Source organism: Carboxydocella sp. ULO1, assembly GCF_002049255.1.
In the GTDB taxonomy this organism is placed as follows: Bacteria; Bacillota.
The window spans coordinates 1-20,029 of record NZ_BDLQ01000125.1; the positions used below are offsets into that span (position 1 = coordinate 1).

Consider the following 20,029-nt stretch of genomic DNA (forward strand, 5'->3'; position numbering starts at 1 on the left):
AGAACTGGAGTCCTTAATTACATATAATTACATAAATGTCATATATACCATAATGCGTAATGACCAAAACATAGTTGACTACCATTCATAAAATTAATGCAACGCTACTGGTTTATGCATTTTTTCTTTTATATCCATTTTATTTACGTGACAAACAACCGCAGCGCTATAAGGGAATTTGGCTAGAAATTGGAACTCTTTTTAGGAACAGGTATGGTGCTCTTATAGTTTTAAATATTACTTTGGGACTTACAATTAACTTTATTATTAAAAGCTATACAAATAATGGAGCCTTTGGATTTATTTCAATGATAGTATATTATTTGATTTTTTCAACAACTTTTTTATGGTATCCTTTTTACTTAAAAGAAAAAAAAGCTAGTAAATATAAAGGTATATGGAAGGTTATAGGAGATTGGATAGGAGACCCCCGAAGCGCATTTCCGCATAGAAAACGTTAATAGATTAATAAAAATGCTATATTAAGAAATGGGGAAGGGAAAAGGTGTGGAAGATAAATACAACAACTTGTTTATCGTTAATTAACGCAGTTTTACTTAGTTATACGGCTTGGGTCAAATATACTGTTAAAGGCTGTTCTTCATGTAACCAAATATTCTTTCTGCCAATAGATGGTGTAATTATAGCGTTGATAGGAGTTGTTGCTTCTGTCACCCTTGCGGTTTTGAATCATTTTTCAATGCGTTTTTCAAGCCTAAAATATCTGACACTTTTAACTACGATGTTATGTGCTAGCTTTGCATCTTTTCTACAGTTCGCTCAATTTTTTTGGGCTGGGAATTTATGTTATTTCTGTTTAACTGCAACTATAATATTCTATGTAATCTTCGGTAACCTATTGTATAAAGTTGTAATCAAATCAATCTGGAAGAAAATAAATTCATCAACTACTATTCCTCCTGTATCACAAAATTAGAATTGTTTTTTGCAAGAGGAAATTCGTTATTTTTGTAAGGATTTTTCCACAAGTATCTGTTGGGAGATTTTGTGGTAATGGCGTATAAGAGTTGCCTCATTCGGTAACGATTACTCCCGAGTTTTAAATAGGGCAGCACTGTCAACAGTTTTAACCGCCTGCCCCTTCCCAGGCTCACCGGTCGTAGACAAGCAGGGGGCTGGCCCGTTTTTTCTTCTCAGGAAAAGTTTCACATGATAAAATATAGACATAGGAATGGGGGAGATTAAGAGGGGGGAATCTTTTTGTTTGATAAATGGAAACAACTTGATTTTCTCCACCAGGATACCAGTGTCTTATTTTTTGATTCAGTGCGGATCAATGAATCATGGCAAAAATCCAAACAACTTGGCATTAAACCGGACCAGGACAGACCCAGGATTTGTTTGAGTAAACAAAAAACATTAGTTAGAATAAAGCAGAACAAGATTTTATTAGAGATCGCGGCTCCGCTGCTGCAGGAAAGTTATGCCAGTTTGCTGGATAAAACTGTATTATTCCTGCTCTGTGATAAGGAAGGGTATGTCCTGGAGCTTACCTGTAGTCCGGAAGTGTTAAAAATGTGTGCTGAACTTGGAATAAGGAGAGGTACATCTTTTAGTTGTGAAAGTGCCGGAACCAATGCCATCTGCTTGGCCATGCAAGAACTAAAAACGGTAGTAGTTAGAGGAGAACAGCATTATTGTGATTTCTTAAAATCCTGGTACTGTGTTGCTGTTCCGATTTATAGCAGTTATCATGGAATAATGGGTTTTTTGGACATTTCTGCGCATATTGAAACCGATTTAATAAAGATGATTCCTTTAGTTGAAATGTTGGCAAAAATAATTTCCAGGGAAGTTGACCGGGAGACTCATGTTGCGGCAGACAAGGAGAGGCTGAAGTATTTGGAACTGTCCGGGCGGGAAAAGGTTGTTTTGGAGTACCTGGTTGCTGGATATAGTTATGAAGCAGTGGCTAGGAAGCTGAGAATTAGCAAAAACACAGTGAAAACTATAGTCCGCCGGGCCTATCAAAAACTAGAGGTTAAATGTCTTCAGGAGTGTAAGGAAAAATACTCCCGGTTTTTGGTTCGTTACAGCGATGAATAATCGCTGTGTTTTTGTTTACAGTGTGACAAAAAGTGATAAAGCAGGTATGTTTTTATAGGGGGTGGTAGGAAGCTATAACTATCGTACTCTCTCCGCAGGTGCCACAGGAGTCACCTCTTTGGCGATTACCGCTGGGGCTATTTTGGGAGGAGCGGAGAGAAAAACTTGTACGTGATCAGCCATGACCACGTTGTAATTGATGTTGTAGACTGCTGTTCCGGTTGATTTCCATGCTTCCTTCTTCGTGCAATTGTGGTAGCATATGCTAATTATTAAGTGGCTGCTGAGATAAGAGTATTTTTTTCGCCTTCCTGCCGCAAACTATGGCAGGAGGTGAAATGAAGATGGTAAAACCTGTACAACCGGATAATGCCGAAGCAGCAGTCAAATGTCCCCAGTGTGGCAACAGTGTCTTTCGCAATCCTGAAAATAAATGCGATGTTTGAGGCCAAACTTTGCTGGCCGGTCGGGTCGGCTATGTTTCCAATGAGGAGTATTAAAAGCGGGTTAGCCCGCTTTTGTTTTTGGCAAAAATTGCCTGGTTAGTTTTAAGCAAATCACGCAAACTATAAATGGTGCGATGGTGAAGGAGGTAGTGGCCATGGGCAGACGGCGCAGTATCATGTCCGAGCAGTTGAAGTGGGAAATTGCCAGAGAATTAGGGGTGGCGGACATCGTCCAGCGGGAAGGTTTCGGTGGCGTTACCTCGCGGCAATGTGGCATGATGGTGCACAAAGCCATTGAAATGGCGGAACGGAGTCTGGCCCAACCAAAACAGTAAGTCCAGTCGCACCAGCCAGGAGATTTTTCTCCTGGCTTTTTACACCCTCGAGAGGAGGTGAGGATGATGGCGAAAAAAAATAAAAAGGAATTTCCTCTGACTCCGGAGCTGAAAAAATTTCAGTATGAAGTAGCTTCTGAACTGGGCATCACTGGCATTGGCAACATTCCTTTTACAAAAGAGGAAACAGGTAAACAGCCGCGCCAATAACTGTTGCGTATAGGGTGACTGAATTTGATGGATACTATGAACACCAACAGCAAAGGAGGTGATAAAGATGCCAGGCGGACGCAATACCAATCAACCGGCTGTTCCCGGCGCCAAACGGGCCCTGGAGCAGTTCAAAATGGAAGTGGCCAATGAAATCGGCTTAGCCGGCAAGATTCAGACTGTTGGTTATGAAAACATGACCTCCCGTGAATGTGGCAGCATCGGTGGATGGATGACCAAGAAAATGGTACAACTGGCTGAACAGGCTTTGGCTGGTCGTGTACAACAGTAACGAAGGAGGTTGAGGCATCATGGCCAGAAATCGGAACAAAACTGCGGTTCCCGGTGCCAAAAGGGCTTTGGAACAGTTCAAATATGAAATCGCTAATGAAATCGGTTTAGCGGAAAAAATCCAGACTGTTGGCTATGAAAATATGACCTCACGGGAGTGTGGCAGCATCGGAGGATGGATGACCAAGAAAATGGTGCAACTGGCTGAACAAGCTCTGGCCGGGCAAGCTGGCACCACTACTCCCCAGCAATAAGGGTGGCGGAGAAGGCGGGTTTGGTCCCGCCTTTCTCCATCTATGGCTAGTGCAGGTAGCTGAAGGCTTCCTGTTCGGGAATACCGGGGTGGAGGGCCAAATTCAGACCACCTACGACTATCCTGGCACATTCGGAAATTAAATCATCAATATCCTTGGGAGTCATAACCAGATTGCCGGCGAAAGGGTGCAGCACTTCATTAATAATTTGTTGAATCATAGCCGGATTGAGATTCTTGTATATTTGATATAGGGTTGGGCTGGTCTGGAACTGCTCCAGTAATTTATCGATAGCCTCGCCGGCAATAACAGCAGCATGACAAACGGTGGGGATGCCAATGGCAATCACAGGAACCCCCAGAGTCTCTTGATTTAAACCCTGTCGTTTTTGACCCAGGCCGGAACCGGGACTTATACCGGTGTCAGCTAGCTGGATAGTAGTGCCGATGCGCATGGCACTGCCAGCGGCCAGGGCATCAATGCAGATAACAGCATTGGGCTTGACTCTGTCCACTACCCCACGGATGATTTCAGCGGTTTCAATGCCGGTTATACCAAGGACGCCCGGGGCCAGAGCGCAAACCGGGCGCATCCCTCCGGCCAGTTCCTGGGGGGCATAATGAAAAAGGTGGCGGGTTACCAGGACGGAATTGATTACTCTGGGCCCCAGCGCATCCGGGGTAGCCTTCCAGTTGCCCAGTCCGACCAGAAGAACGGTGGCATCTGGCCCCAGGGATAGCAGGGATTTAAGCTGGTCGGCAAAAACCCGGGCGATTTCGGCCTGTACTAACCGGTTACCTTCCCGGATATCTGGTGCTTCGATGGTAATATATTTACCTGGCGGTTTACCCATTAATTGCTCTCCCTGGGCATCCAGGACTGTAACGATGGTTACGGTGGCATGAGGTTTTTGCAGTTTTTCCATTGCGACACCGGGAATTTCCCGTTGTACCTGGCCCCGAATCGCTTCATGGGCTTCGAGAGCCAGATCGAGATTGATGGAAAAATGCTTAAGCAATTCCGGTCGCGCCATGAATTATCTTCCTCTCCAAATTTCTGCCTTTAATGTACCCGGCAATTTTCGCAATTATACATAATTTTTTGGAGGGAAATATATGGCAAACGTGGTGTTGCGGGCAATTTTTGTTTATATTTTCATTCTGGTCATGGTAAGGTTAATGGGAAAAAGAGAAGTAGGACAGTTATCCACTTTTGATATTGTGGTTTTTATTGTGCTGGCAGAACTGGCGGCTATTCCCATGGAGTATTACCAGAAACCCCTGTTGCCCAGCCTGGTGCCTATTCTGGTAGTGGTTTTGCTGGAAATTATCACTTCCTATTTGGCGTTAAAATTTCCGGTCTTTCGTAAACTGATGGATGGACAGCCTTCCATTGTTGTGGCTAATGGCCAGCCGGTAATTGAGGAAATGAAACGCTTGCGCTATAGCCTGGATGATTTAATGGCTCAGTTACGGGAAAAGGGTTTTACCTCACCGGCGGAAGTGGAATTCGCGGTACTGGAGACTTCCGGAAAGCTAAGTGTAATCCCCAAAAGCCAGAATCGTCCCGTTACTCCTGCTGACCTGAGTTTAGCTACGAGTTATGAGGGATTACCTATCCCCTTAATCAAAGATGGGATTGTACAAAAACATAATCTGGGACAGATTGGTCTGTCGGAAAACTGGCTGGTTGGAGAGCTGCAAAAACAGGGGTACCAGCAGCCACAGCAAATCTTTTTCGCCTTGCTGGATACCAGAGGACAACTGCATCTCTATCCTAGATAAAAAAAGAAGGCCACTACCTTGCGGTGTGGCCCAATTTGTTACCCTTGCGGGTAACATTGGGAGAGGAGAAACCGGAGAAAGAGCTTGTAGGGAGAGTGTTGACTGGTTCATTTATATTTATTACCCGCAGGGAAAAGGTTTATACATCTGGAAAAAAATTTTTTCTATGCTATAATGCAAATGAGGTGAAAAAATTGCGGGTGATAGCTGGACAGGCCAGAGGTCGAAAACTGAAAGCTCCCAGGGGTATTTCCACCCGGCCGACTCTGGACCGGGTCAGAGAAGCTCTGTTCAATATTATCGGGAACCGAATCTGGGATAGTACCTGTCTTGACCTGTTTGCCGGTACCGGGGCCCTGGCGATTGAAGCCCTCAGCCGGGGAGCGACGCGGGCAGTGCTGGTGGAAAAGGACCCGAAAGCCCTGGCCTGCATCAGGGACAACTTGTCCAGCACCGGCCTGGAGGAAAGGGCAGAGGTATTAAAGGATGATGTCTATCGCGCCATTCCCCGTTTGGGACGGGAAGGGAGAAAATTTGATTTTATCTTTCTCGATCCGCCCTATGAACAAGGACATTTGTCCCGAGTGTTGCCATTGCTTTCGCAATACCGGCTGCTTCAGCAGGAGGGCTGGATTATAGTAGAGACCAGGTCACGGGAGCCGGCTATTGAAGAGATAGCAGGTTACCGGCTGAAACGGCGGGAAAAATATGGGGAAGCGGCCTTGAATTTCTATATTGAGGAGGAGAAGGCAGAGTGAAAATAGCTGTTTACCCGGGTAGTTTTGATCCTATCACCAATGGCCATCTGGATATTATCGAAAGGGCGGCAGATGTGTTTGATCAGGTGATAGTCGCTGTTTCGGTTAATTCTGCTAAGAAACCTCTTTTTTCAATGGAAGAACGAGTTGAATTATTACGGGAAGTTTTGCGGCCCTATCCTAATGTCAGGGTAGACAGCTTTACTGGTTTGACAGTAGACTATGTTGTTTCCCAGAAGGCGCGGGTAATTATCCGCGGCTTGCGGGCGATTTCCGATTTTGAAAATGAATTACAAATGGCGGTAACCAACCGCAAGCTCAAGCCTTCCGTGGAGACCTTTTTTATGATGGCGCGGGCGGAATATTCCTTTATCAGTTCCAGTTTAATTAAAGAAATTGCAAATTATGGTGGTTGCATTAAAGGATTTGTCCCCGAGGTTGTCGAAATTAAAATCAAGGAAAAACTGGCCCAGCTCAAGGGCTAAATTTACCCATTGGAGGGGAGCAGCGAGTGGAAGTACTGGATTTACTGGATAACCTGGAAGAAATGGTGAATGAAGCTTTTCGTGTACCCATTAGCAATAAGGTCTTGCTGGATGCCGGTGATCTTATCGAAATCCTGGACCGGATCCGGGTGCTTTTACCGGACGAGTTGAAGCAGGCCCGGATGATTACCAGGGAATATCAGCGGATTCTGCAAGATGCGGAACAGCAAGCGAAAAGAATTATCGACCAGGCCCATGATGAGAAAAGCAAACTGGCCCATGAAAGTGAAGTGGTCAAAGAGGCCCAAGCCCATGCTGAAGATATCATCAGGCAGGCGGAAGAAATGGCCCGGCAGATTCGGGAAGGGGCTACTGATTATGCCCTGGATATTTTGCTCAAGCTGGAAAGCAATTTGAGTCACGTACTGGATGAATTGAAGACCGGCCAGGAGCAGTTACGGGATTTGCAGCAAAAGAACCGGGCTAATCAGATGGGTTAGGATTTTAGCCGGTGCAGTAAACTGCTGATAATGGCCAGCAGAGTCAGCACCAGCAGGGTGAAAAGAAATAATTGACCGGAATAAACCAAAAGCCCCAGCCAGGAGGCATTAGCAGCCTGAGGTAGGGGCCAGGCTGCGGCTGGTATACTCCAGCCCAGCTGATAAAAAAAATAGGTATAAGGTATGGCCAGTAAGATATGAACCAGTCGTGCTTTGATAAAAGGCAGCAAGCGCAATGAAGTGGAACTGATAAAGCTGGCCACCTGGGCAATGACGGAAAAACCGCTCCAGGCCAAAATAGCGGCGATGGTAAGGACTTTAGCCTGCAAGGGCAGGTCGCTGATACTGGCCTGCTGACAGCCCAGGGTGATTTCCAGCAAACCAGTGCCGAGAGCCAAACCAATTCCCTCGGGCAGGCCCAGGAGTTGAAAAGGCCAATCCAGTAGACGGGCCAGAGCTCCCAGCAGGCCAAAATGAAGCAGCAGCTGGCTGATGGTAGCAAAAACAATGATAAACCCGCCGATAGCCAGCAGTTTATTGCATGCTTCTCCTACAGCTTCGGCCAGATGGTTGCCCAGGGGGCGCTCATTGGCCAGCAGTTTTTGGCGTAATTCTTGCAAAGCTGCTGCCCAGATTTTGTGATTTCCGGCCTTAAGTGGCGGCCGGGATGAATGCTGGCGGCTGCGCCAGGCTAACAGGATACCCAGGGTCAGATTGGCCGCATAATGGCCGGCAGCCAGGGTCCAGCCCAGGGCTGGCTGGCCCAGCATGCCAACGGCTACTGCTCCCAGCATGAACAAGGGCGAGGCGTTATTGGTAAAGGCCAGCAAGCGCTGGCCTTCTGCCGGCGTCAGTCGCCCTGCTTTGATTTCACTGGCTGTGATAACAGCACCAATGGGATAACCGGAAGTATAGCCTACGGCCAGGACGAAAGCGGCGGCACCGGGCAGATTAAAGAGGGGGCGCATTACCGGCTCCAGCAATACCCCCAGGCAGTGGGTAAGACCATAACGTTCCAGTAAGGCTGAACCGATAAAAAAGGGCAGGAGAGCCGGAAGAACGATTTCAAACCAGGCTCTGGTGCCACGCAAGGCCCCTTGAAAAGCAACTTTGGGGCTGATAGCCAGGGAAACAACTAGCAAGAGAGAACAAATCAGGATGAAATAGCCCTGATGCAGTTTTTGTTTTTCCCTGTTCAATTCCTATCCCCTGCCTTTCCATGAATAAATATATGGCAGAGGCGGAGAAATCAGACCAGGGGGTGAGGCCATGCAGGAGAGGCGGCCACGGCTAGCTCTGGCCCTGGGGGCTGGCTCAGCCCGGGGATTGGCCCATATCGGGGTTTTGAAGGTCTGGGAAGAGGAAAGATTACCTCTGGATTTACTGGTCGGTACTTCCATGGGTGCGATTATCGGGGGCCTCTATGCCTCTGGCATCAGCCCCCGCTGGCTGGCTAATCTGGTGGGCCCCCTCAGTAAGTTGAACTGGCGGGATCTGGGATTGGGGGGGCTGGGGCTATATAAAGGGGAAAATTTTTATCAGGCTCTCAAAGTGCTTACCGGCGGGCGCAGTTTTGCCCAGACCCGGATACCGCTGGCGGTAGTAGCAACCGATTTGGATCAGGGGGAACCGTACATTATTCAGGAGGGGGAACTGGCCCTGGCTCTGCGGGCTTCAGCGGCTGTACCAGTGGTCTTCCAGCCGGTAAACTGGCAGGGGCGTCGGCTGGTGGATGGGGCCTTGACCGCCCGGGTGCCGGCTCGCATGGCTCGTCAGCTGGGAGCAGACCTGGTTATCGGGGTGGATGTGCGCTTTGGCCTGGCTGATAACCGGGCGGAGAAATTATGGGAAGTGGCGATTCAGAGCATTGAGATTCTGGAGCGCCAGATTTGTCAGACCCTGCCACAAGAAGCGGATTTGCTAATTACACCGCAACTGGGACACATCGGTTCCTGGGATTTTCACTGTTATGAAGAATTAATCCGTTTGGGAGAAGAAACAGCCCGTCAGGCTCTGCCCGGCATCAGGAACCTGTTGGCCCGGTGGGCCAGCGCCGCCAGTCCAGACCAGGGCGGGGCAAGGGCTGGGGCCAGAGGAGAGAGTGCAAATCAGTAGCCAGACTATCCAGGCGCATTTGCCGGTGGTAACGCCAGGGAGTGGTACGAGTAACCAGGGGCAGGCTCCCGGCCTTTTTTATTTGCTTTAACAATTGCCGCCCCCGCTGGGAATAGGCCAGCAGCCTGAGGTAGGCTGGGCCGGTTTCATCCCAGTTATTTGCCTCTTCCCGGGTAAAATTCAGCAAAAACTGGCATAATACCCTTTGAATCCGGGTCCAGGTATAGGCTTTGGTTTTGGTCAGTTGCACCAGTTCCTGCCAGCTGCCCGCTACAGTGACGGCATTGAAGATCCGGTTGACCAGGGCCCTTTCTCCATCAACGGTAGCCAGCAAACGGCTTTCTGCTCCATCCTGACGCAGCTGCCAGCAGAGAAAAGGCCAGAGCCTGTCCATGAATACTGGACCCCGGCCTTGCTCCACAGCCTCTTGCAGGTAAGGCCAGGTAGGCACGGGCAAATACGCGAGGGGGGCTGTTCCCTTTTCCTGCCAGGCTTTGCGTACAGCTGTGGCAGAAGCAATGGTTTCCCTTTCGGTAGCAGCAGGCAGTTCTTCATCATGGTAATGGGCCTGACGCCGGGGTATGGTAAATACTTCCCAGTCCAGATTCATTTTCTTGATGGCCCGCAGGTACTCCACGCCCAGAATGTTGTTGGGAGTAGCCAGGGCTTCCGGCTGTTTCATAGCCAGATAGCGGGCTTTGGGAAAGCTGTGGCCCTGACGGATTAATTCTCCGACATCCTTTTCCCACCAGCCCTCATCCAGAAGATCAGCCACTTCCTGTAAGGGCTGCAGCTGGCCGCTTTCCGAGCCGAAACAAAGATGAGTGATTACCCCGGTTGCAGCTAAAACCTGGACAGCCCCTCTGGCAAAAGTACCGGCAGAACGCAGTACAAAGGCTACCGGTAATTCCAGTACCACATCGGCACCGGCAGCGATGGCCATCTGGGCCCGGGTCCATTTATCCAGTACAGCCGGTTCCCCTCGCTGCACAAAAGAACCGGACATGACACACAGGACGAAATCAGCGGCGGATAAACGTTTGGCTTCCTGCAGATGCCAGGCATGGCCATTATGAAAGGGATTATATTCGGTAATCAGCCCCACGACGTGCATAATATCCTCCTTAAAAATAAAAGCTACGGCTACAAAATCTCCTTACTTTGTAGTATAATATTTTTTTGGTAGGCTAGCAAAGGGGGCATACATATGGCAGTAAAATTGATGGAAAAAATCTGGAACAAGGCACGACAGAAGAAACAACAGATTGTCCTACCGGAAACGAGTGATGAACGGGTGTTACGGGCAACGGAAATCATTTTGCGGGAAGGATTGGCCCATCCCGTTTTACTGGGGAAGAGGGAGGAGATTTTGGGCAATGGTCGGGAGCTGGGGGTAGACCTGACCGGAGCTGAAATCGTGGATATCTTTAAATTCCCTCGCCGGGAGGAATATGTGGAGGCCCTCTGGAATTTGCGCAAGGAGAAGGGCCTGACCCGTGATGCCGCTGACCATTTGCTGCGCAATCCCCTTTATTTTGGTGCCATGATGGTAAAAATGGGAGATGCCGATGGCATGGTGGCCGGCTCTCTGAGCACCACCGGAGATGTGTTGCGTCCTGCCCTGCAGATTATCAAGACTGCACCCGGTATTTCCGTAGTGTCCGGGGCCTTTATCATGATTGTACCCAATGAACAATATGGTGAAGGCGGAGTGCTGGTTTTTGCCGACTGTGCTGTTAATCCTGACCCCACGGCAGAGCAGCTGGCTGAAATCGCCTATGCTTCAGCCCAGACTGCGCGCAATCTTGCCGGTATTGAGCCCCGGGTGGGCATGCTTTCCTTCTCTACTAAAGGCAGTGCGGAACACCAGCTGGTTTCCAAGGTGCAGCGGGCCACGGATATTGCCCGGGAACGTTATCCTGACTTAAAGGTGGATGGGGAATTGCAGGCTGATGCTGCACTGGTACCAGCAGTAGGGCAATACAAAGCCCCGGGCAGTGAAGTGGCCGGACATGTCAATGTCCTGATTTTCCCGGACCTGCAATCCGGCAACATCGGGTACAAGCTGGCTCAGCGGTTAGGGGGAGCAGAAGCTATTGGCCCCGTACTTCAGGGTATGGCAGCTCCTGTCAATGACCTCTCCCGGGGTTGCAGTGTGGATGATATCGTCAATGTTGTAGCAATCACTGCAGTACAGGCTCAAGCAAGGGAGGCGCACCATTAAATGAATGTACTGGTTATTAATTGCGGCAGTTCTTCTTTGAAATACCAGTTATTTGACATGGCAAAGGAAACTGTGCTGGCCAAAGGGCTGGTAGAACGGATCGGCCTGGAGGGCAGCTGTTTGACTCACCGCGTTGGTGAGGATAAAACTGTAATTGAACAGAATATCCCTGACCACCAGGCAGCTATCAGTCTGGTGCTGGAACAGGTACGGGGATTGGGGGAAATCAAGGCCGTAGGCCACCGGGTAGTACATGGTGGGGAAAAGTTTTCAGCCTCTACTGTCATAGATGCTGAGGTTTTAAAAGCTATTGAGGAATGCGTGGAACTGGCTCCCCTTCACAATCCACCCAATATCATCGGGATTAAGGCCTGTCAGGCCCTATTGCCCGGGGTACCCCAGGTGGCCGTCTTTGATACGGCTTTTCACCAGACCATGCCACCTAAAGCCTATATCTACTCTTTGCCCTATGAGTATTATGAAAAATATCGCATCCGCCGCTATGGCTTCCATGGTACTTCCCACCGTTATGTGGCCCAGCGGGCCGCTCAGTTGCTGGGTAAGCCTTTAGACCAGCTGAAACTGATTACCTGCCACCTGGGCAATGGAGCTTCCATCACTGCTATCGATGGGGGGAAATCAGTGGCTACCTCCATGGGCTTTACTCCTCTGGAAGGCCTGACCATGGGTACCCGCAGCGGAGATATCGACCCGGCGATTGTGTCATATATCATGGAAAAGGAAAACCTGACTGCTGAGCAGGTGACCGGTATTCTCAATAAGAAATCCGGGGTACTGGGCATTTCCGGGGTGAGCAGTGATTTCCGCGATCTGGAGGCAGCTGCTGCCCGGGGCCATGAACGGGCCCGGCTGGCTCTGGAAATCTTCTGCTATGATGTCAAGAAATATATCGGTGCCTATCTGGCGGTGCTCAATGGCGTCGATGCTATTGTCTTTACCGCCGGGCTGGGGGAAAACTCCTCGGTGGTTCGGGAAATGGTTTGTCGTGACCTGGAGGCCCTGGGGATTGCTATTGATGCCGAAAAGAACCAGGTGAGAGGTCAGGAAGCCGATATCTCAGCGCCTTCTGCCCGGGTCAAGGTCCTGGTTGTACCCACCAATGAAGAGCTGATGATCGCCCGGGATACAGTGGCCGTACTGGCAGGAAAATAATTGATTGACAAAGGCCCCTCTGGCCTGTATAATTAACGTTGGCTATTTATTGAGGTGAAAACCGATGGAAATTGATGTCAGCCAACTTTTGAAGGCTCCAGGGCAGGCCATTGCTTTCGCTTTTGAGGAACAATGGGTGCCGCTGGAGTTTGGACAAGAAAAACTGGAGTTCGTAAAGCCGGTTTCTGTCAGCGGGACTGCGGCCAAAGTAGGGCGTCTTATCCAGGTTAAAGGGGAAATCCGCACGGAAATCAGGCGCCAGTGCGGGCGTTGCCTGGAACCATACACCTTCCCTCTGGAAGTACCGCTGGAAGTGGAATACCTGCCCTTACATGAAGTTGCCGAGGGCCCGGCCGGGCAGGAAGATCGGGATAAATTCACGATTTTTACCGGCAAGGCAGTTTTTCTTGATACCGAAATTAAGGCCGCCATGGTGCTGGACTTGCCCATTTCCGGTCTTTGCCAGGAAAGTTGCAAGGGGCTTTGTCCAAAGTGTGGCCAAAACCTGAATGAAGGTGAATGCCAGTGTCCCCGGGGGGAAATTGATCCCCGCTTGGCGGTGCTGCAAAAGCTTTTGAAGGAGGTGTAGACAATGGGTGTACAACAGAATAAGAAATCCAAGGCTCGCACTCGCAATCGCAGAGCCCAGTGGTTGAAAATTGACGGACCTGGCATGTCCGTTTGCCCTCAGTGCAAATCCCTGAAAATGCCCCATCGGGTTTGCCCCGAATGCGGTTTCTACAAAAACAAGGAAGTTGTTGCTGCCGAGTAAGGCCAGACACCTCTTCGGAAACGGAGAGGTGTTTTTTGTATGGGTCTGTGAGACTTGGCTATAGGGTGAGAGTCCCGAACGGAGTACTGTACGACCCTTTTCCAGCCGCTCTGAAAAAGGCGGATAAACGCTTTCAGTACAACCGGGAGCTGGTTACTCTAACTGACCAGCTCAACGCTGATCCGCAAATCGACCTGGTTATCGAAGCGGTGCCGGAAGACCTGGCCCTCAAGAAGCCCGGCCAGCAGCTTAAGCGGGAGGAAGTGCTGCAGTTCTGCCGACAGCGGCTGGCGGAATACAAGGTGCCGCGGAAGCTGGAGTTTGTGGAGGCCCTGCCCCGCAATGCCAATGGTAAAGTATTGAAGAAGGTATTGAAAGAGATGTAGTCATATTGCGTGGCTGAATACCGTGGTCAATAATTTATACCAGATTAGTCGTCTGGCGGAGAGGAGACACCGCTAATGTATAAATCCCCCTGATAACGTACGTTATCAGGGGGATTGTCTTACTATTCCAGTGTAAATTCCCAGGCACAATAAAATTCTTCCGGATGTTCATCGGGAGGACAGGCGATACAGCGGGTCTTGATTCTGGGGTCGATGGTTCTGGCAAAACCGCTGTACTCGGTGATTCCCACCGGCTTGCAGGGGAAATCAGGCAGGCCTTTGCGCTTGCGGGCTGCCTGCACCCGGCAGGTTTTCATGCGATAGACAATGCGCTTAGGTCCCTCCTCGATAATCTCCTGTTCATTGAGGAAACCATAGAGCCGGAATTTCAAAGCGGTTTTCAGGGCCTCCAGGCCGCCATTATCCGGCAGTCCCAGAAACTCCTTGACCCGTTTGGCCTCCAGTACCGTAAAAGTAGCCCAGGCCTCCTCATCCAGTTCAATGGCCTTTTCCAGGCCGTAGCGCTTTTCCACGGCCAGGAACCAGAGGCCATCATGGGCCAGCCAGCGCTTGGCGAAATCCTCCAGCAACGCCAGGGCCTGTTCTTTGCTTAAATCTTTTGGTTCCATACCTTCTTACCCCCTATCTGTATATCTATAGAATATCTATTTCTCCTTTCTTGTTTTTCTTCCTGCTGTTGTCGGAAAAAATCCGGCTAAATGGTAGAAAAAACAGCTCAACAGCTGTCATAGACGTGCGAACGGCTGATTATCTGCTATAATATTAGCAAGAACTGAGACAAGGAAGGTAAACAGGATGGAACGCTATCGCAATTACTCCCGGCATCTACAGGCCAAATTCGGAGAAAAAGTATACAAACTGCCGGTCAACTTACCAGGAACCTGTCCCAATCGGGATGGTACGGTCGGGCGAGGTGGCTGTATTTTTTGCGATGAAGCCGGGGCGGGGTTTGAATGCCTGCCCAGTTCCCTGGCGGTGGAAGATCAGATCAAAACCAACCAGGCATTTTTCCGCCGCCGTTTTAATGCCCATAAGTTTATCGTCTATTTTCAGGCCTTTACCAATACCTATTTGCCCCTGGAAATGTTTCGCAATTATATGGAAGCGGCAGCCAGGCAGCCGGACATTGTTGGCCTTTCCATCTCCACCCGTCCGGATTGTATCAATGAAGCCTATCTGGATGTTCTGAGTCACTGGCAGGAGCAGGGGCTGAACATCAATGTGGAACTGGGTTTACAAACCGTCAATTACCACACTCTGCGGGAGATTAACCGGGGCCATACCCTGGCGGAGTACATCGATGCCGTCTGGAGGCTCAAACGCCGGGGATTTGAGGTCTGTACCCATATTATTCTCAATCTGCCCGGAGATGACCTGGTGGATGTGATTGAAAATGCCAAAATTCTCTCAGCACTGGAGATCGACTATGTCAAACTCCATTCCCTCTATATAGTGAAAGAAACAGAGCTGGGGCGCCGCTTTGAACGGGGGGAGGTCAACCTGATCTCTTTGCCCGATTATGTGGACCGGGTTGTGGCTTTCCTTGAATATTTGCGGCCGGAGACGGTAATCCAGCGCCTGGTAGGCAAGGGGCCCCAGGGCGAAATGTATTTCTGTAACTGGAATACCAGCTGGTGGAAAATCAAGCAGATGATCGAGGAGAGGCTGGAAACTCTGGATACCTGGCAGGGAAAGAAATGCGATTATCTAAATGGCAAAGCGGTTCGCCGCTTGCTTGACTAAAAATTTTTCCATAACCGGCAGGATTTCCAGTTTAAAGGACGAATAGTATAGAACATAAGTTTGTATTAAAGGGGAGAACAGGTTGAAAGAGCTATTATCAGGACCTTATGGCGCCGGTAAGACAGCAGAGTGTTTACGGGTTTACCGCCAGTGGCTGGAGGAAGGCATGCGCACTGAGCGGATTCTGGTTTTGCTGGCTTCCGCCCGGCGGGTGAGCTGGTGGCGACAGCAATTGATTTTGCCTCAGGCGGGTAATCTGGAAATCTATACTTATTTTGGTTTTATCCAGCGGGAAATTGCCCTTTACTGGTGGCAGTTAAAAGCCAGGCAGCCAGCGTTAAAAGGGGATGATCCCCTTTTTCTTTCCGCAGAAACTGCCCACTATCTGGTTACCAGACTGGTGGACAGAGCCAAGGCCCAGGGTAAACTGCTGAAAGTCGTGGCTACCACTGCTCAGCTAGCAGTACAGGTGCTGGATTTACTGAATCTCATTGCTGTTAATGGCCTGGAGGAAGAGGAGGCCTTGCAACGTTTGCTGACAGGCTGGCCGGCAGCAGTGGACCGGCAGGAGGAACTGAAAGCCGCCCTGGCGGTAGGGCAGGAATTTCGCCAGCAGTGTCTGGCGGGCGGGATGATCGACTATTCCCTGGCGGTGGAACTATATCACCGCTATCTGCTCCCTGAGCCGAACTATCGGCAGGAACTATTGCGACGTTATCGGGGTTTGATCATAGATGATGCCGAAGAGCTGGTGCCCACTGCTCTGGATCTGGTGCTGCAATTGCTGTTGAAAGCAGAGCAATGGCTGGTTACCATCAACCCGGAAGGCGGTTTGGGGCGTATCCGGGGAGGGGCGCCGGAGCTGGCCTGGGCCCGCCTGCAGGAAATGGCAGGGGCGAATTGCCGGCAAATAGGTGGGAGGCCAACCCTCCCGCAAATCCAGGAAATAGAGGCCAGCTGGCGGCCTGAGCTGCTGGAATTGATTGCCGCCCGGATCCTGGAGCTGCGGGCTCGAGGGGTAGAATGGGATCAGATAGCCCTGCTTCTTCCGGTGTCAGATGCCATTCTGGAAACGGCCATCGAGAACTGGGCCCAGCGCCAGGGCATACCGGTACGCAAGTTTGCCACTGGCTGGCGGTTACTGGACCAGCCTCTGGTCCGGGCCCTGCTCACCCTGGCGGTTCTGGCCCATCCCCGCTGGCATTTGGCCATTGCCGAGGATGATCTGGCCCACTCCCTGGCCCTGATTCTTCAATGTGACCCCCTGCGGGCCCGTTTACTGGCCCGGGAGCTGGTCAGAAACGGGGTGGAAGAGCTGGATCTGGATCAGGACCAGCTGCGGCGCCGTCTCGGTTTTGCTCTCAGCGAGAGATGGGAGAGATTGCAGGAGTGGTTGCGTTCCTATCGGCAGGAGCCGGGGACCATTGCCCATTTCCTGCAACGGGCCTTTGGTGAGATTCTGGCTCCTCTGCCTTTACAGGAGGAGGAGCTGCTGAGTGTGCGGCGGTTGCTGGCGGCTGCCCTGCGCTTACCCCGGGCCCTGGCCCAGGCCTATGGGGATGAAACCCAGCCCGACCAGGCCTTTATTCAGATGATTCTCAAAGGGACCCTGGCCCAGGAAGTTCTGGAACTGGCGCCCTGGGTGGAGAGAGGCCAGGGGCTTTTGCTGGGTACCGTCAGCTCCTTTCTGGACCGGGGGTTCACAGCTGAGCATGTCTTTTTGCTGGATGTGACTGCGCCTGCCTGGTGGCAGGGACCGGCCAAGGAGCTGGTCAACTCCTGGCTGCTGGCCAGGGATCGGGAAGCAGAGGATATCTGGCAGGACGATACTGACCAGAACTGGCGCAAAGAACAGGCCAACCGGATGGCCTGGGCCCTGTTCAGCCGCTGCCACCATCTTTATCTGGGAATTAGTATTTACAACTCCCAGGGGATAGAGCAGGAAGGGCCCTTCCTGGACTTTGTCCTCAGTTTGGCTCAGACAGGGGGTGGTGCTGATGGCAATTAACTGGCGGCCGGGCCAGGATCTGGTCATGGCCTACCGGGGAGGACGGCTGGCGGTTCCGGCGGTGCCAGGAGCGGGAAAAACTCATGTCCTGGCCCATCTGGCGGCAGATCTGATCGCCACCGGGGCCGTTGGCCAGGGCAAAATCCTGATCGTGACGGCGATGAATTCCGCTGTTAGCAACTTCCGGCAGAGAATCAGCAGGATTCTGGCCGAAAAGGGCATCGAAGGCAAGCGCAAATTCGAGGTCAGGACCCTTCATTCCCTGGCAGTGCAGATCTTGCAGGAAAAAACCGAGGTAGTTCTGGTTAATAAAGATTTCAATATTATAGACGAGGAGCAGAGGAAACATATCCTTAAAGGGATTATCAATGACTGGATGCGCAAACAGCGGCAGCGCTGGGAAGGCCCCCTGGGTAATCAGCCTGACCTCCGGCAACTGGAGAAATGGCGTGAGCAAGTCGCCGATTTTCTCCTGGCCGGCATTTCGACCTTGAAAGGACGAGGAGTGCAGGAACCGCAGGCAGCAGACTGGATCGGGACGTTGCCACCGGATAACCCCCTGGGCTGGTTGCTGGAAGTCTATCTGGTTTACCAGCACCAGCTCAGCCGGGAAGGGGGGATTGATTTTGATGATATGATCCTCAAGGCCCGGGATTTGTTGCGCCTGGATCAGCAGCTTCGCCAGCGGCTCAGTCAAAAATGGACGTACATCTTCGAGGACGAAGCCCAGGATTCCAACCCTTTGCAGGAAGAAATCCTGCGTTTACTGTCCTCTTCCCATGGCAATCTGGTTCGGGTAGGAGATTCCAACCAGGCCATTATGGGCACCTTCACTGCAGCGGAGCCGGAACTGTACCGGGCCTACTGCCGTGACCCCCTGGTTCAGAAAGTCGATCTGCTTTATGCTAGTCGCAGCTGCCAGCAGGTGATTGATACCGCCAACTGGCTGGTGCGCTGGGTAACAGAGGAATACCCGGTTGCGGCCTGTCGCAATGCCCTGGAGGCCCAGTTTATTCAACCGGCTCCGGCGGGGGACAGCAGGCCCAATCCGGTAGTGGGCGGTTTTCCGGTAGTCATGTGTACCTACCGGAATGGGGAGGAAGAATACCAGGGGGTGACCAGATATATCGCCCTGGCTCAGAAGACTTATCCCGGTGAGAGTATCGCTGTTCTGGTGCCCACCCGGGAAATCGGGGCCAAAATGGCCGAGACGCTGGCCCAGGAGGGGATTGCGGCCCGGATTGTGGGAGAAGATCTGGGCAGTGATTTAAAACGGGCCATGTATGGCCTGGTGCGGGGGCTAAAATATCTGGGTTCTCCCGATGACTTGAAAGCCTGGATCGAGCTCTGGCAGGACTTTTTCGCCCTGGAACTGGAACCAGGGGACAGGAAGACCCTGTTAACCTTTTTACAGGGTTACCGGCCGGAAGAATTGCTTTATCCACCCGGGCAGCAACAGACCCTGGAATTGCTGGATGCCCTGCAGAGCCAGGAGGCCTATACGGTGCTGCAGCAGGGGTTAAGACAGGTGCGGGACTGGCTGGAGGCTTCCCTGCGCCTGGTACCTGACCAGCTGGTGCTCTATCTGGCCGAGGACCTGGAGCTGAAAAAGGAGGAACTGGCCCTCGCCCATAACCTGGCGGGCAACATCCGCTACCAGTTACAGCTTTACCCGGAGTGGCGTTTAAAAGAAATAGCCAGCAATTTGCCTGTTCTCGAGCCTGCCCTCAAGAAATTTGCCCTCAAAGTAGAAGAAATGATGGATAGCATTGATGAAAAGAGTGTAACTATTTGTACCTGTCATAAAGCCAAAGGGCTGGAATGGGATATTGTCTTTGTCATCGCTACCAATGCCTATCCCTATACGGGGAAACTGCATCATTACAGTCGCAGTGAATATAAACTTCCTGGCAGAATTATCAATCTGAATGCAGAAGCAAAAGCCTATTTGAAACAGCTGCAGGGAATGGCAATTACCGGTAATCCCCTTGAAGAGGCCAAACTGGAGGAGATTAGAGAAAAACTGCGCTTATTTTACGTAGCCATAACCAGGGCCAAAAAACGTCTGATCATTACCAGGGCGCGGGAGTATCAGGATAAAAATGGAAAACCGAGAGATTCAGAAGCTCCGACTTTCTGGAAAGAGATGGCAAACTTCGTACGGGTGGCAGGAGGGAAAATATATGAATAGAAATAAGAAACAGTTATTTCAGCAGCTAACCTTCAGCCAGGCGGCCCTGGAAACCTTTCTCACCTGCCGGCGCCGTTTTCGCTATCGCTATGTGGATGCTCTCTACTGGCCCACGGTATGGGGAAAAAATGAAGAAAGCCTGCGGGAGCTGGAACGGGGGTTAACTTTCCATCGCCTGGCCCAGCAATATTACCTGACCGGACAGGTACCGCCGGTGGGGGAAAGCAACCTGAACCGGTGGCTGGCTGCCCTGGCAGCAACCTGGT

At 50.9% G+C, this 20,029-nt stretch carries 24 protein-coding genes; 20 read left to right on the forward strand and 4 right to left on the reverse strand.

Going from position 1 to position 20,029, the window contains the following annotated elements; all coding sequences use genetic code 11:
* The first annotated feature begins 74 nt into the window (after positions 1 to 74).
* The 6 genes from ULO1_RS14605 to ULO1_RS12620 all read left to right on the forward strand — a co-directional run bounded on the left by ULO1_RS14605 (position 75) and on the right by ULO1_RS12620 (position 3,603).
* Positions 75 to 461 carry a hypothetical protein gene (locus ULO1_RS14605; RefSeq protein WP_143325468.1) on the forward strand — a complete coding sequence of 129 codons (387 nt, stop codon included), beginning with the start codon at positions 75 to 77 and terminating at the stop codon, positions 459 to 461.
* A 760-nt stretch (positions 462 to 1,221) separates the two neighbouring features.
* Positions 1,222 to 2,067 carry a LuxR C-terminal-related transcriptional regulator gene (locus ULO1_RS12605; protein ID WP_079933700.1) on the forward strand — a complete coding sequence of 282 codons (846 nt, stop codon included), beginning with the start codon at positions 1,222 to 1,224 and terminating at the stop codon, positions 2,065 to 2,067.
* Positions 2,068 to 2,668: 601 nt separating this feature from the next.
* Complete coding sequence (locus ULO1_RS12610; RefSeq protein ID WP_079933701.1) at positions 2,669 to 2,848, forward strand: small, acid-soluble spore protein, alpha/beta type; 180 nt, start codon at positions 2,669 to 2,671, stop codon at positions 2,846 to 2,848.
* Positions 2,849 to 2,914: 66 nt separating this feature from the next.
* Positions 2,915 to 3,058 (forward strand): hypothetical protein, encoded by a 144-nt coding sequence (locus ULO1_RS14830; RefSeq protein ID WP_159071902.1) that lies wholly within the window; start codon positions 2,915 to 2,917, stop codon positions 3,056 to 3,058.
* Between the two features lie 67 nt (positions 3,059 to 3,125).
* Complete coding sequence (locus ULO1_RS12615) at positions 3,126 to 3,350, forward strand: alpha/beta-type small acid-soluble spore protein (protein ID WP_078664944.1); 225 nt, start codon at positions 3,126 to 3,128, stop codon at positions 3,348 to 3,350.
* Between the two features lie 19 nt (positions 3,351 to 3,369).
* Positions 3,370 to 3,603, forward strand: coding sequence for an alpha/beta-type small acid-soluble spore protein (locus ULO1_RS12620; protein ID WP_078664943.1), 234 nt, complete (start codon positions 3,370 to 3,372; stop codon positions 3,601 to 3,603).
* Positions 3,604 to 3,649: 46 nt separating this feature from the next.
* On the opposite strand, the gene gpr is transcribed toward ULO1_RS12620, so the two are convergent.
* Entirely contained in the window at positions 3,650 to 4,636 is a 987-nt protein-coding gene (gene gpr, locus ULO1_RS12625; RefSeq protein WP_079933702.1) for a GPR endopeptidase, read from the reverse strand.
* Positions 4,637 to 4,718: 82 nt separating this feature from the next.
* Between gpr and ULO1_RS12630 the strand changes: the two genes are divergently transcribed.
* The 4 genes from ULO1_RS12630 to ULO1_RS12645 all read left to right on the forward strand — a co-directional run bounded on the left by ULO1_RS12630 (position 4,719) and on the right by ULO1_RS12645 (position 7,130).
* Entirely contained in the window at positions 4,719 to 5,387 is a 669-nt protein-coding gene (locus tag ULO1_RS12630) for a DUF421 domain-containing protein (protein WP_078664941.1), read from the forward strand.
* Between the two features lie 185 nt (positions 5,388 to 5,572).
* Positions 5,573 to 6,145 carry a 16S rRNA (guanine(966)-N(2))-methyltransferase RsmD gene (gene rsmD, locus ULO1_RS12635; protein WP_078664970.1) on the forward strand — a complete coding sequence of 191 codons (573 nt, stop codon included), beginning with the start codon at positions 5,573 to 5,575 and terminating at the stop codon, positions 6,143 to 6,145.
* On the forward strand, positions 6,142 to 6,630 hold the full coding sequence (gene coaD, locus ULO1_RS12640; protein WP_078664940.1) for a pantetheine-phosphate adenylyltransferase: 489 nt from the start codon (positions 6,142 to 6,144) through the stop codon (positions 6,628 to 6,630). The genes rsmD and coaD overlap by 4 nt, the downstream gene beginning before the upstream one ends.
* Before the next feature lie 26 nt (positions 6,631 to 6,656).
* Entirely contained in the window at positions 6,657 to 7,130 is a 474-nt protein-coding gene (locus tag ULO1_RS12645) for a hypothetical protein (RefSeq protein ID WP_078664939.1), read from the forward strand.
* On the opposite strand, the gene ylbJ is transcribed toward ULO1_RS12645, so the two are convergent.
* On the reverse strand, positions 7,127 to 8,329 hold the full coding sequence (ylbJ, locus tag ULO1_RS12650) for a sporulation integral membrane protein YlbJ (protein ID WP_078664938.1): 1,203 nt from the start codon (positions 8,327 to 8,329) through the stop codon (positions 7,127 to 7,129). The two genes, ULO1_RS12645 and ylbJ, sit on opposite strands and share 4 nt — an antisense overlap.
* 70 nt (positions 8,330 to 8,399) lie before the next feature.
* Between ylbJ and ULO1_RS12655 the strand changes: the two genes are divergently transcribed.
* Positions 8,400 to 9,245 carry a patatin-like phospholipase family protein gene (locus tag ULO1_RS12655; RefSeq protein ID WP_078664937.1) on the forward strand — a complete coding sequence of 282 codons (846 nt, stop codon included), beginning with the start codon at positions 8,400 to 8,402 and terminating at the stop codon, positions 9,243 to 9,245.
* Here the strand turns inward: ULO1_RS12655 and ULO1_RS12660 are convergent.
* A complete protein-coding gene (locus tag ULO1_RS12660; protein WP_079933703.1) occupies positions 9,154 to 10,359 on the reverse strand; it encodes a nucleotidyltransferase in 1,206 nt (401 codons plus the stop codon). The genes ULO1_RS12655 and ULO1_RS12660 overlap by 92 nt on opposite strands.
* Before the next feature lie 93 nt (positions 10,360 to 10,452).
* On the opposite strand from ULO1_RS12660, the gene pta reads away from it, so the two are divergent.
* The 5 genes from pta to ULO1_RS12685 all read left to right on the forward strand — a co-directional run bounded on the left by pta (position 10,453) and on the right by ULO1_RS12685 (position 13,800).
* Positions 10,453 to 11,469: a phosphate acetyltransferase gene (gene pta, locus ULO1_RS12665; RefSeq protein WP_078664935.1), complete on the forward strand. Its 1,017-nt coding sequence runs from the start codon at positions 10,453 to 10,455 to the stop codon at positions 11,467 to 11,469.
* Complete coding sequence (locus ULO1_RS12670) at positions 11,470 to 12,642, forward strand: acetate/propionate family kinase (RefSeq protein ID WP_078664934.1); 1,173 nt, start codon at positions 11,470 to 11,472, stop codon at positions 12,640 to 12,642.
* A gap of 64 nt (positions 12,643 to 12,706) precedes the next feature.
* Complete coding sequence (locus ULO1_RS12675; RefSeq protein WP_078664933.1) at positions 12,707 to 13,231, forward strand: DUF177 domain-containing protein; 525 nt, start codon at positions 12,707 to 12,709, stop codon at positions 13,229 to 13,231.
* 3 nt (positions 13,232 to 13,234) lie between these two features.
* Positions 13,235 to 13,414, forward strand: a complete 180-nt coding sequence (gene rpmF / locus ULO1_RS12680) for a 50S ribosomal protein L32 (RefSeq protein WP_078664932.1) — start codon at positions 13,235 to 13,237, stop codon at positions 13,412 to 13,414.
* A 65-nt stretch (positions 13,415 to 13,479) separates the two neighbouring features.
* Positions 13,480 to 13,800: a hypothetical protein gene (locus ULO1_RS12685; RefSeq protein ID WP_242947963.1), complete on the forward strand. Its 321-nt coding sequence runs from the start codon at positions 13,480 to 13,482 to the stop codon at positions 13,798 to 13,800.
* A gap of 122 nt (positions 13,801 to 13,922) precedes the next feature.
* On the opposite strand, the gene ULO1_RS12690 is transcribed toward ULO1_RS12685, so the two are convergent.
* Positions 13,923 to 14,429, reverse strand: a complete 507-nt coding sequence (locus tag ULO1_RS12690; RefSeq protein ID WP_079933705.1) for a DUF6125 family protein — start codon at positions 14,427 to 14,429, stop codon at positions 13,923 to 13,925.
* 187 nt (positions 14,430 to 14,616) lie between these two features.
* On the opposite strand from ULO1_RS12690, the gene ULO1_RS12695 reads away from it, so the two are divergent.
* From ULO1_RS12695 to ULO1_RS14835, 4 genes are all read left to right on the forward strand, one after another.
* Complete coding sequence (locus ULO1_RS12695) at positions 14,617 to 15,564, forward strand: TIGR01212 family radical SAM protein (RefSeq protein WP_079933706.1); 948 nt, start codon at positions 14,617 to 14,619, stop codon at positions 15,562 to 15,564.
* Between the two features lie 82 nt (positions 15,565 to 15,646).
* Complete coding sequence (locus ULO1_RS12700) at positions 15,647 to 17,572, forward strand: hypothetical protein (RefSeq protein WP_079933707.1); 1,926 nt, start codon at positions 15,647 to 15,649, stop codon at positions 17,570 to 17,572.
* Entirely contained in the window at positions 17,562 to 19,763 is a 2,202-nt protein-coding gene (locus ULO1_RS12705) for an ATP-dependent helicase (RefSeq protein ID WP_079906229.1), read from the forward strand. The genes ULO1_RS12700 and ULO1_RS12705 overlap by 11 nt, the downstream gene beginning before the upstream one ends.
* On the forward strand, positions 19,756 to 20,029 hold a 274-nt coding region (locus ULO1_RS14835; protein ID WP_200806971.1), incomplete at its 3' end, for a PD-(D/E)XK nuclease family protein. The genes ULO1_RS12705 and ULO1_RS14835, both read left to right, overlap by 8 nt.